Genomic DNA, 10,868 nt, shown 5'->3' with positions numbered 1-10,868 from the left:
GCAAAAGGCCGTCCATCGTCAGGTGTTTATGGTGGTACCATTAACATCGAAATCGAATCAACCGAAGATACCTCGGTAATCGAATCAATGGTTAACAACCAATACAAGCCACAGGCTGGCAGCATTATCTTTAAAAAAGGCGAAGAAGATGCAAAGATGAAAGAACTTACTTTTGAAGATGCTTACATCATCCAGTATAATGAGGGTATTGCGGTAAACGACAATACACCAATGACTTTAAGTTTCGTAGTATCTGCCCGTAAATTAAAGGTGGGTAATGCAGAACACGAAAACGATTGGCCAAAAGCTTAATCCAATATCAATCGTTATTAGCTACCAGCCAAAACTGGCGCTAATAACGTTTTTTTGTTTTTGGGGTGTGATAAAAAAGGGCTACCTATGGCTACCGACTTAGAATACATTAACCTGTTCAATTCCTGCACAATATCTCCATTAAAATCTGCAGAGATCAATCGTATCATTGATGATAAAATCTTGAATAATAAATCAAGATATCAGGCTGTAAGAAATAAATTGCTCAATTTAACAGAATATACCTATCGAAGTACCTGTTTTGTAGAGGAGCCTGATGCAGATCTTCTTAAAAAGAACCCAAAAATGGCTAACAATTTTTTCAACAGGTCATTTTCTGATATTGGTCTTTTCCCCGATAGCGCGGGTATTCCCTGGTATTTCATTGCATGCGTGCATTACCGCGAAAGCAATTCCGATTTTACAAAACACCTGCATAATGGCGACCCGCTTAGTGGTTTTACCAGGCAGCATCCGGCTAATCGGCCTAAAATCAATCACGGTCCGCCATTTACTTTTGAAGAAAGTGCCGTAGATGCTTTAAAGTTGCGTGGTTTGGATAAAGAAACTGTGTGGTCGTTGCCTAAAGTATTACTCCGTTTAGAGCAATATAATGGCGTGGCAAAAGCCTATCAAAATAATAACATCAACTCGCCTTATTTATGGGGTGGCTCTAATCTGTATACAAAGGGAGGTTTCCCAAGGGATCATGTTTTTAGTCTCGATTATGTAAATAAACAGATCGGAACAGCTGTTATTTTAAAGGCGATGGAAAATAGGGGAATAATCAATATACCAAGGCAATAGTATGAAACTAACGGGCATTTTATTTTTTTCTTTGGTTTTCCTGCTGTTTTCATGTGAAGAAAAACATGATGATAAACAGCAAAACACGGTGCAGGTAATTGATTCTGTTAAACAAAATAATAAACAGACTGTATCTACCGAAAACGATTCGCTCTTAAAACTGGCGGATAAAATGGTGGCTTCAAGAGAAAGTTATCTGAATGATGGAAATACAGAAGCAGAAGAAATTTTTATTAAAGCACTTATAGCCGCATTACAAAAACCCGATGCATTTGAAAATGATTTCGCCGGATTAAAAAAATACGAAATCAATGTAATCACTTCTGATGATCACAAAATCAGGCTGTTTTACTGGCTGTCGCCATATTCTGGGTCCATGTGGCATGTGCAGAACATTATTCAGTATAAGGATGAAAAGAATGTGCTCAATGCAGTTTCATTTAATAGCCTTTACCAAGATAAAAACGACGAGGGAAGTCCGACGCCATTTTTTGACCACATTTACACTTTAAATACCTCGCCACAAAAAACTTATCTGTTTACCGGTTACGGGCAAATGAGCGGAACCGAACCTTATAGTGTAAGCCATGTTATGGTAATCGATCATTCCAAATTCAGTATCGATAAAGCACTATTCAAGGTGGGAAAATCTGTTAAATCGGAATTGTTTGCATCAGCCGATCTTAAAGAAGATCAGGATAAAGAAAAACTCATTGCCCAACTCGCAATAACCTATAACCCCAAAGATAAAACCATCAGCTATCCCGAGGTTAACGAAACAAAAAACGGATCGGTTTTCAATGGAAAAAGAGATGTTTTAACCTTTCGTGACGGCATGTTCAAGTAGTAAAAACTATTATTTTTTGGTATGGAAAAGAAATTAATCACTGAAATTAATATAGAAGATAAGGCCATTACGCATTTTGCTTCCTTTAGCTTAAAGCAGGCCTTTAATACGCATCATTATTTCGAGCTGCGGTTTAATCACGATCAGATGGGCTCGCCGGGAATGATCAATTTAAACGATAGCCGCGATTTTGTAGGTAAAACTCTTACCGCTTCTTTCGGCTATGATCCGGGTAGTTTACAGGAATTTGCCGGTTTGGTAACCAAGGTAGAACTGGCGCAGAGCCATGGTTATCATGGGGTACTGATTGTGAGCGGCTATAGTCCGACCATTTTAATCGATCGAGGACCGGATTTGGGTTCTTATCTGGATAAAGACTTAAATGCAATTGTTAAGCTGGCCACTTCGGAAGTGCCTTCCAACGATATTAAAATTGTGGCCAATGCGGCCAGAAAAGAGCCTATCGATTACCTGATACAATATAGGGAAAGCGATTTTGATTTCCTCAACAGGCTATCGGGCGAATACCACGAATGGTTTTACTATGATGGCAAACAATTAAATTTCGGCAAGCCGGATAAAATGAAAGAAGTTGCCCTTGTTTATGGCCGCGATGTACAGAACCTGCAATACGCAATGGAAATTGCGCCGATAAAAAACAAACGTTTTGCCTACAATCCCAAACAGGATGAAATGTTGCAGAGCGAAAGCAGTGGCGCAAGCGATGGATCGCCTGATCTGGCACACGCCATACAGGTATCAAACACCATGTATAGCAAAACTTTTAATCAACCTTCGTTAATCAGGGTTGATAACAGCAATGATATAAAAACGCATGTGCAAAATGAAGAAAAGGCACATATTAGTAATCTTTTAAAGGTACATGCCAGCGGCGATAATGCTGCTTTGGGTATCGGCACTACAGCCGAAATTACCATGAGCGTAAGGAAAGAGTTATCTTTTGCTACCGAAAGTTTGGGTAAGTTTCTCATCACCAGTATTAACCACGATATAGATGGTACGGGTAAATACTATAACACTTTCGAAGGGGTAGTAGCCACAACCGAGCGTTTACTGGTTAAAAATTATACCAAGCCGAATCCAGATATGCAACTGGCAGATGTAATCGATAATGCCGATCCACAGGGTCAGGGCCGCATTAAGGTAAAATTTAAATGGGAATGTAAAACCAATGATGTAACCGAATGGCTGAGGGTAATTACGCCCGATGCCGGAAGCAGCGAAAAAGTAAGCAAAAACAGGGGCTTCGTGTTCATTCCCGAAATCGGCGATCAGGTAGCATTAACTTTTGAAGAAGGTAATATTGCCCGCCCGATTGTACTGGGCTCCGTATTCCACGGTAAAAGTGGCAGCGGTGGCAGTGCCAGCAACAACAGTAAAAGTTTAACTTCAAAAAGTGGCCATACTGTTCAGCTGAATGATGGAGGTGGTATTACCATCAAAGATAAAACGGGAGGAAATCACATTGTTGTTGATGGCAATAACAAAGTAACCGTAACATCAACACAAACAGTGGTGCTAACCAATGGTTCGTCTTCCATCACGCTCGAGAAAGACCAGATTTTAATCCATGCAGATAAGATCGAAATCGCACAGAAAGATGGAGCAAAATCGAGTAAGATTGATATTAATGGCACGGCAACAAATGTAAATACACAGGATATGAAAATTACTTCCACTACCAATGCCATAACAGGATCTAACAATACCATAACAGGAACCAACCATGTTACAGGAGGGAATACTAAAATAGACGGGGGTGATGTATTTATAAACTAGAAAATGGGACATAAAATCATAACAGAAGAAGATTTTTGGATTTGTTCTGAAGGTGCAATGCCTTCCCCATTTCAAGGTACCAGGGAAAGTCTTCACGATAGTTCAGGACATAAGTATATCACAAAATCCGATACCAGCACCATCAGCTGGATAGATTTCGGATGTAAAAAGTATATGCTGTTAATGGCACTCATTGCTGCAATTGCCGTTGTTGTGGCCGTGGCGGTTGGGGTACTTACTGTTGCTACGGGTGGAGCTGGTTTGATTTTGCTCGGCGCGGTTGCAGGGCTTGTTGGAGGTGCTATCGGTGCCGTTATCGGGGGCTTGCTCTGTGGTCATAAAATGGGGCCGGCCAGATCGTGGGACAGTAAAAAACCGGATATGATTTTGCAAGGTACACCTGTTATTACCGGCGGTAGCACCATGACCTGTAAAGCAGGCGGAACGGTACAATATGCACCAAATATTAAAAGCTGGATGGGCGCCATCGGTTATGCCAGCCTGAGTTATGGCAGCGAACTGGTGAAATGTGCTTTTGTAGGCGCAGCAGTTGGTACGGTAGGTTCGTTATTGGGGATAGGAAGTGTTGCCGTTGGCGGAACGGGCGGAACGGTAGGAACAGGCATTAGCTTATCGAGGGCAAGTATGATTTTGGCAAGGCCCACTGTAACCAGTGTGTTAAGCAATATTGGCGCGAGTTTTGGTATAGGTACAGGTTGGACCGGAGCAGGTATAGCTTTAGGTTCGAGGGGGATTTTCGGGGCAGAATCTGCAGCCAAAACCTATGCTACTGATGCCGTAGATGAAAATGGAGATCCGGTAAGTGTAGGAGATAGTTTTGCCAAAGGTGCGCTACCCGAATATGAATTTGGGAGCCGTATTGCAGATAAAGGGATAAGTGGTTTGCAATGGTCCGATGCCTTATTGGGATTGTATCTGCTAAATATCAAAGTCGATCCGCCGGGTACATTCAGGGATGCAAATGGAACGCTCAGAAACTCGAGAAATAATCCGAATGGGTTAAAACCGGGCACAACGGCAACCGATCCGAGAAAGGTAAAAAGTGGTGGAACGGGTAAGGCTTATGAGGATAACCGCCCATCTTATAAGGATGATGCCATAAATGATACTTGGAACAATAACAAAGATGTTGACGGAAAAGTATATGATCCTGAAACAGGTGAGGAAATTATATGGAGCCCTGGACAGCCAAGGCAGGGTGTTTGGAGCATGGGACATAAACCCCACTATGAATACAGACATCTCCATAAGGCATATATGGAAGGAAGAATTACTAAAGAACAATTTTTGGAATACTTTAATGATCCTAAGTATTATCGTCCTGAAACACCTACAACAAGCAGCAAAGGACTGCATGAAAGTGAAGAATCTTGGTACGATTTTGACAACTAATAGTTATTTTTATTAAATGGAAAACAACCTTATAAAACTCGCGATAGGCGGAAAAACGGAAAAGATAGCGGAGTTATTAGCTACATCATCTATTGATGTCAATATTAAAGATAGCGTAGGTTTTACGGCATTAGCAACCGCTGTAGCGCTCAATCATTACGATGTCGTTAAATTGTTGCTCGAAAATGGGGCTAATCCAAATATACCTAACGATAAGGGTAACACTGCCCTCCATCATGCAGCTGAAAACAATTTTTTGGATATAGCTATTTTACTGCTAAACCACCATGCTGATTTGAATGCAACAAATAGTTTTGGCAACCAACCACTATGGCCGGCTGTTTTTTATGTTCGGGGCGATAAAACAAAACATAGCATAGTAGAACTTTTTTTAGATCACCATGCCGATCCCAATCATAAAAATAATGCAGGCGCCAGCCCGCTTTCTTTTGCAGAGAAAGTAGGAAACACTGACCTTGTAAATCTGTTAAATAAAAAGATTGCATAACTAAATATGATGACCAATAACTTTTCTTTTGTGTGTCAAAAATTCACAAGGAACAACGTTTAAACGATATAGCAATTTATGACAGGATTAAAAGTTGGGCCTATTTTTTATGGAGTTGGTACAGGTAGTTTTTTACATTGTTACTTTTCAAATATAGCTTACTACCTCGAAAATAATAGGTGGGGGAGTATATATCCTCATTTAATGAATAAACTTTATAAGGGGAATCTGCCGATCGAAGACATTCATACGGCAAAAAAGGAGTTGGATGAAATAAAAGAAAGATTTAAAAAGCTAATGCCTAATCAGGTTATTTGGGAGATTGAGAATCCTAAGCAAAGACCTCCTTGGGGAGATAAAATAGCGGCAAGAATAACCAATCTTTCCAATTATTTTTACACTAGTGATGGTAAGGATTTATTTGATGTTTTATTTACCAGTTTCGAAACCGCTTTGAAAGTAAAAAAAGATATATCCATTACGAGTTTATAATTCAATTATTGTAAAGCTTTGGACAGTGCTAAGAATGAAAAACAAAATATTCTCTTTATCGATGGACGGAAAAGTTCAGGAACTAGAAAATGAACTCAAAAAGGACACCAAAGGAATTAATGATAAGGCAGACCTTGATTATTCTCCTTTAGCAATAGCCGTTGCGAGGGGACATAGGGATGTGGTAAAATTATTGCTGCAATATGGTGCTACGACTAACACTCAAGACCAAAAAGGGAATACACCTTTACATTATGCGAGTGAAAACAATAGTTTCGAAATCGCCGAACTATTGTTGGAGTACGGAGCAGATTTAGGTATTCAAAATACTTCAGGTAACCAAGCATTGTGGACAGCAACCTTTAGTGCTGCAGATGGTGATGAGAACAAAATACCACTGGTTAAACTTTTACTGCAAAACGGAGCTAATAAAGAACACCTAAACAACGTGGGGAAAAAGCCTGCAGATATAGCGGTTAAAATAGGTGTTAACGAGTTGATCAAACTATTGAACTAAATAGTTTTTATATGAGTACAGTATTTAATTTTAAAACCTAATGAATACTAAAAAGATTGTTTACAACGATTACGATAATTTAACCGGGGAGTCTTTTTTGGACATGGATCAGGCATTTGATTTATTCGGAACCTTAAATTGGCAAAAGGGTACTTTTTTATATTTTGATATTAACGAATCGGAAACATTTCAGGTTTTTTACCAGAAAGAAGGACTTTATCTTGTAGAAATTGCCAATGATAGCGAGGATATGGTTTATCTTCAGAAATTTGCTGATGCAGATCAGGTACGAAATCTTATTCAGTATTATTTTGAACATCAGGTTGTTTCAACGGATGGTTTTTATGCCGTTCCGATTGAAACCAAAACTTTATCAGATGTGATGAGAGAAACAAATTAGTCAATCCCATTTATCCCATGAGCAGATCAATTATTAATATAAGCGAAAAATTTCAAGCGCAATATACCCTTTCGATAGAAATGGAATCGATGCTGGTGAGTGCTTTAATGAAATCGAAAACCGAAATCAGGTATGATTTTTCGGTGTTGAATATTGATGAAGAGGGGGTCGAATGCAGGCTGGTACAATTGGATATTTTTATCCACGAGGCAAACAGCAACCTGATACATGAAGTGGCCGAAGTTACTGGTGCATTTAACCGCATGTTCAATGAGCTTCATTTAAAATTGGATCATAGCGGAAGAGTGTTGCAGGTTGTGAATATGGAATTGATTTTATCAAAGTGGCAGCAAACAAAGCAGCTCATGCAACAGGCTGCAAATAAGAGCGACGATTTAAAAGACCTGATCGCACTTAGCGATAGTATGTTTGCAAGCCCCGAAAAAATTCAACAGGCCATACAGGCAAATGAATTTTTACAGACCTATTTTGGATATGTTTATGGAACTGAAGTACCATCTTCAAAGTCAGACCCTAACCGCACAAATTTTTTAAATACCGCATACCTTCCTTTTAAAGTAAGCTTAAGCATTGATCAGCAAATGTCGAATGGTATAAATGTCCAGGTAATCTCCAGTTCGGTACCTTATGTTGCCTTAGATATGGCTTTTAAAAAGAATGCATATAAAAGCTTCGAAGACAAAATTGACATGCAATCCATCAAACCCGAAATTACGGAGAAAGCTGTTTATCTGATCGAACTGAAAACAGGAAAATTGCTGAATACAACCACCGTAAAAAAGGAAATGGTAGAGGAGAAAAAATTATATATCATTACTCAATATACGATGACTATCGATGGGGCGGGTAACCAGGTAGATGAACCAAAAGATAAAGTTTCAGAACCTGTAGACGTGACCGGTACACAACCCTCAAAAATCAGGTTTAAATTTTTCTAAAGATGGAACATTCGGAAATAGAAAGATCAGGATATGGAACATTGAAAACGCTGTTTGCAAAAAACATCTCTATTGGCAATTACTCCTTGTCGCTCAATATAGATCGGGCACCGAATAGCAGGGCAAAGCGTTATGTGTTCACTTTTAGTAAATTAGTTAAAAAACTAAACGGTAACCCTGATGTTCAGGGCGTATCATCGCGAGGGATTTTTATCATTCCATATTTAAGGAATATCCGGCTGGGCTTTTTTAACCGGCAGCAGGTTATTGAAAAACTCGATTAACCATAACTTAAGCTTTATCCTGCAGCAATAGCTTAATTACACTTTTTAAAGCCGGATTCCGGTTCGATTCTTTCCAGATCATGTAAAGTTCTGTTCTTTGCGGAATATGTGTAAGTTCTACAAATTTCACGTTTTCCTGATAACCGTATTGCAGGCCGGTAGGTACAATGGCAATGCCCAAACCTTGTTCTACCAGTTTAAAGATTGTTAGTGCATTAACCGATTTGTGATAGGTTTTGGGTTTAAAACCATGATCTTCACAAATGCTCATCATCAGGTCGTAATAAAATGGACTATCATCGCTTGAGAAAAAGATAAAAGGTTCATCCCCCAATTTCTTTACGGCTTCAAAACTTGCCTTTTTCATGGGCTGGCTTTTGGGCAATACCAGCGAGAAAGTATCCTGATGGATCATGTGTTTGGAAATGCCGGGCTTAAACTGTTGCATCCTCACAAAACCCATATCAAGCATATCTTTTTCCAACAATTCGATCTGTAGCTTATTTGGCATTTCGTCCAGATTGGTCCTGATTTCCGGAAAATCTTTATTCAGTTTGAAAATTACTTCGGGTACAATTTTCTGTGCTGCCGATCCCAAAAAACCGATGCGAAGCTCACCCTGTTTGCCCTCAGTAATATTGGTAAGCTGTTTTTTGATATTCTCGATATGGCTGAATAAAAAATCTACCTCTTCCTTAAGGTACAATCCAGCCTCAGTAAGTGCTACTTTCTTTTTGTTACGATCAAAAAGCGGCGCATTAAAAATTTCTTCCATCTGTTTAATCTGCCGGCTCAGTCCGGGTTGCGAAATAAACAGGCGGTCGGCAGCTTTTCTGAATTTCAGTTCCTCTGCCAGAACCTGGAAATATTTTAAATGACGAAGCTCTATCTGATAACTCATGGTTATTACATGATGATGTAATTGGTATTTATAGGTATCAAATATAGGGCTTATTTTTGTTTAAAACCTTTAAGATATGAGTGTGCAACAGATTTTTAATTACGGAACAGATCATTTAACTGCTAAACTGGCTTTGGCCATTAGCAATGGCGAAATTAAAGGGGGATTGAGCGAAAGCACACGAGAAAAAGTGCTTGAGAGCAGTAAGGTGGTTGAGCGGATTGCGGTTTCGGGTAAACCTGTTTATGGCATCAATACGGGTTTCGGACCGCTTTGCACCTCCATGATTTCGGCCGATGATACCCGAAAACTACAGGAAAATATTTTAAAGAGCCATGCCGTAGGTGTAGGTGAACCAATAGATACCGAAATATCAAGATTGATGCTGGTTTTAAAACTACAGGCTTTGGCGCAAGGTTATTCGGGCATCAGGATAGAAACACTCGACCGGATGATCTGGTTTTTGGAGATTGGTGCAACACCTGTGGTGCCAAAACAAGGTTCGGTTGGCGCATCGGGCGATCTTGCCCCTTTATCACATCTGTTTTTACCTTTAATTGGTTTAAGCAAAGTTCACTATAAGGGTGAAATTATGGCTACCGATCAACTACTAAAATTACATCAGCTTCAACCTTTACAACTCGGGCCAAAAGAAGGTTTAGCCCTAATAAATGGTACCCAGTTTATTGCTGCGCATACCGTAAAAGTGGTGCAACGCTTTGAAAATGTGCTTGATTCGGCCAATATTATTGCCGCCATGATGATCGAGGGTTTAAAAGGATCAGAAAAACCTTTTCATGCACAGCTTCATCGGTTAAGGCCATACAAGGCAAATATTGCAGTAGCCGAACAGATACGTAAGCTTTTGCAGCATTCTGAAATCATGACCTCACATGCCGATTGCGAAAAAGTGCAGGATCCTTATTCGTTAAGGTGTATTCCGCAGGTACATGGCGCTTCCCGTACGGCTTGGTTACACTTAAAAGAAGCGTTGGAAATCGAACTTAATTCGGTAACCGATAACCCGGTTATATTTAATGATGATTTAACCATCAGCGGAGGTAATTTCCATGGTCAGCCTTTGGCTTTACCGCTTGATTATGCTTGTTTGGCCGCTTCCGAAATCGGAAATATCAGCGATAGGCGTATCTATCTTTCGTTAGAAGGAAATACGCCAGGTGTACCAAAACTCCTGATGAAAGAAACAGGTTTAAACTCGGGTTTTATGATTGTTCAATATACTTCTGCAGCTTTAGCGAGCGAAAATAAAGGACTTTGTTTCCCTGCAAGTGCCGATAGTATTCCAACCTCTCTGGGGCAGGAAGATCACGTAAGTATGGGTTCAATAGGAGCGCGTAAAGCTTTGCAGGTGATTGAAAATGTGGAAAAAATACTGGGAATCGAACTCTTTTGTGCTGCGCAGGCTATTGATTATCACCACCCATTAAAACCCGGAAAAATATTGGCTGCGGTTCATGATTTTGTGCGCACTGAAATTGATCACTTTGAAGAAGACCAGATTATGTACGACAGGATGGAAAATGCCATCCAAATGGTGAAACAAGGAAAAATTGTTGCTGTAGCAACCAGGGCAGAACAGGAATTAAATTAACAATTTAAAATTGCAG

13 protein-coding genes are annotated in these 10,868 nt (G+C 39.7%); 12 read left to right on the top strand and 1 reads right to left on the bottom strand.

Annotated features, from left to right (window positions below; translation table 11 throughout):
* The 11 genes from tssD to DRW42_RS12595 form a co-directional block, all read left to right on the top strand.
* Nucleotides 1-312: type VI secretion system tube protein TssD (gene tssD / locus DRW42_RS12645; RefSeq protein WP_113949181.1), on the top strand; the 312-nt coding region annotated here is incomplete at its 5' end.
* A gap of 87 nt (nt 313-399) precedes the next feature.
* Nucleotides 400-1,119 (top strand): hypothetical protein, encoded by a 720-nt coding sequence (locus DRW42_RS12640; protein WP_113949180.1) that lies wholly within the window; start codon nt 400-402, stop codon nt 1,117-1,119.
* A gap of 1 nt (nt 1,120) precedes the next feature.
* Nucleotides 1,121-1,966, top strand: a complete 846-nt coding sequence (locus DRW42_RS12635) for a hypothetical protein (protein WP_113949179.1) — start codon at nt 1,121-1,123, stop codon at nt 1,964-1,966.
* A gap of 21 nt (nt 1,967-1,987) precedes the next feature.
* On the top strand, nt 1,988-3,766 hold the full coding sequence (locus DRW42_RS12630; protein ID WP_113949178.1) for a type VI secretion system Vgr family protein: 1,779 nt from the start codon (nt 1,988-1,990) through the stop codon (nt 3,764-3,766).
* 3 nt (nt 3,767-3,769) lie between these two features.
* Complete coding sequence (locus DRW42_RS12625) at nt 3,770-5,179, top strand: HNH/ENDO VII family nuclease (RefSeq protein ID WP_113949177.1); 1,410 nt, start codon at nt 3,770-3,772, stop codon at nt 5,177-5,179.
* A gap of 16 nt (nt 5,180-5,195) precedes the next feature.
* Complete coding sequence (locus DRW42_RS12620; RefSeq protein ID WP_113949176.1) at nt 5,196-5,687, top strand: ankyrin repeat domain-containing protein; 492 nt, start codon at nt 5,196-5,198, stop codon at nt 5,685-5,687.
* Between the two features lie 78 nt (nt 5,688-5,765).
* Nucleotides 5,766-6,179 (top strand): immunity 70 family protein, encoded by a 414-nt coding sequence (locus tag DRW42_RS12615; protein WP_113949175.1) that lies wholly within the window; start codon nt 5,766-5,768, stop codon nt 6,177-6,179.
* 34 nt (nt 6,180-6,213) lie between these two features.
* On the top strand, nt 6,214-6,696 hold the full coding sequence (locus DRW42_RS12610) for an ankyrin repeat domain-containing protein (RefSeq protein WP_113949174.1): 483 nt from the start codon (nt 6,214-6,216) through the stop codon (nt 6,694-6,696).
* Nucleotides 6,697-6,736: 40 nt separating this feature from the next.
* Complete coding sequence (locus DRW42_RS12605; protein WP_113949173.1) at nt 6,737-7,096, top strand: hypothetical protein; 360 nt, start codon at nt 6,737-6,739, stop codon at nt 7,094-7,096.
* 17 nt (nt 7,097-7,113) lie between these two features.
* The gene (locus tag DRW42_RS12600; RefSeq protein WP_113949172.1) at nt 7,114-8,055 is read left to right on the top strand and encodes a hypothetical protein; all 942 of its coding nucleotides are present in this window, start codon (nt 7,114-7,116) and stop codon (nt 8,053-8,055) included.
* A gap of 2 nt (nt 8,056-8,057) precedes the next feature.
* The gene (locus DRW42_RS12595; protein ID WP_113949171.1) at nt 8,058-8,339 is read left to right on the top strand and encodes a hypothetical protein; all 282 of its coding nucleotides are present in this window, start codon (nt 8,058-8,060) and stop codon (nt 8,337-8,339) included.
* Nucleotides 8,340-8,346: 7 nt separating this feature from the next.
* Here the strand turns inward: DRW42_RS12595 and DRW42_RS12590 are convergent, their stop codons facing one another.
* Nucleotides 8,347-9,240, bottom strand: a complete 894-nt coding sequence (locus DRW42_RS12590; RefSeq protein WP_113949170.1) for a LysR family transcriptional regulator — start codon at nt 9,238-9,240, stop codon at nt 8,347-8,349.
* 76 nt (nt 9,241-9,316) lie between these two features.
* Between DRW42_RS12590 and hutH the strand changes: the two genes are divergently transcribed.
* The gene (gene hutH / locus DRW42_RS12585; protein ID WP_113949169.1) at nt 9,317-10,852 is read left to right on the top strand and encodes a histidine ammonia-lyase; all 1,536 of its coding nucleotides are present in this window, start codon (nt 9,317-9,319) and stop codon (nt 10,850-10,852) included.
* The last annotated feature ends 16 nt before the right edge of the window (nt 10,853-10,868 follow it).

The sequence above is a fragment of the Pedobacter miscanthi genome, assembly GCF_003315595.1.
Lineage (GTDB): Bacteria > Bacteroidota > Bacteroidia > Sphingobacteriales > Sphingobacteriaceae > Pedobacter > Pedobacter miscanthi.
This window is presented reverse-complemented; position numbering and strand designations above follow the sequence as displayed.

Bases quoted from the DNA above. Each gene is read 5' to 3' on its own strand.
- DRW42_RS12640 (WP_113949180.1), top strand. From the start codon at position 400: ATGGCTACCGACTTAGAATACATTAACCTGTTCAATTCCTGCACAATA.
- DRW42_RS12635 (WP_113949179.1), top strand. From the start codon at position 1,121: ATGAAACTAACGGGCATTTTATTTTTTTCTTTGGTTTTCCTGCTGTTT.
- DRW42_RS12630 (WP_113949178.1), top strand. From the start codon at position 1,988: ATGGAAAAGAAATTAATCACTGAAATTAATATAGAAGATAAGGCCATT.
- DRW42_RS12625 (WP_113949177.1), top strand. From the start codon at position 3,770: ATGGGACATAAAATCATAACAGAAGAAGATTTTTGGATTTGTTCTGAA.
- DRW42_RS12620 (WP_113949176.1), top strand. From the start codon at position 5,196: ATGGAAAACAACCTTATAAAACTCGCGATAGGCGGAAAAACGGAAAAG.
- DRW42_RS12615 (WP_113949175.1), top strand. From the start codon at position 5,766: ATGACAGGATTAAAAGTTGGGCCTATTTTTTATGGAGTTGGTACAGGT.
- DRW42_RS12610 (WP_113949174.1), top strand. From the start codon at position 6,214: ATGAAAAACAAAATATTCTCTTTATCGATGGACGGAAAAGTTCAGGAA.
- DRW42_RS12605 (WP_113949173.1), top strand. From the start codon at position 6,737: ATGAATACTAAAAAGATTGTTTACAACGATTACGATAATTTAACCGGG.
- DRW42_RS12600 (WP_113949172.1), top strand. From the start codon at position 7,114: ATGAGCAGATCAATTATTAATATAAGCGAAAAATTTCAAGCGCAATAT.
- DRW42_RS12595 (WP_113949171.1), top strand. From the start codon at position 8,058: ATGGAACATTCGGAAATAGAAAGATCAGGATATGGAACATTGAAAACG.
- DRW42_RS12590 (WP_113949170.1), bottom strand. From the start codon at position 9,240: ATGAGTTATCAGATAGAGCTTCGTCATTTAAAATATTTCCAGGTTCTG.
- hutH (WP_113949169.1), top strand. From the start codon at position 9,317: ATGAGTGTGCAACAGATTTTTAATTACGGAACAGATCATTTAACTGCT.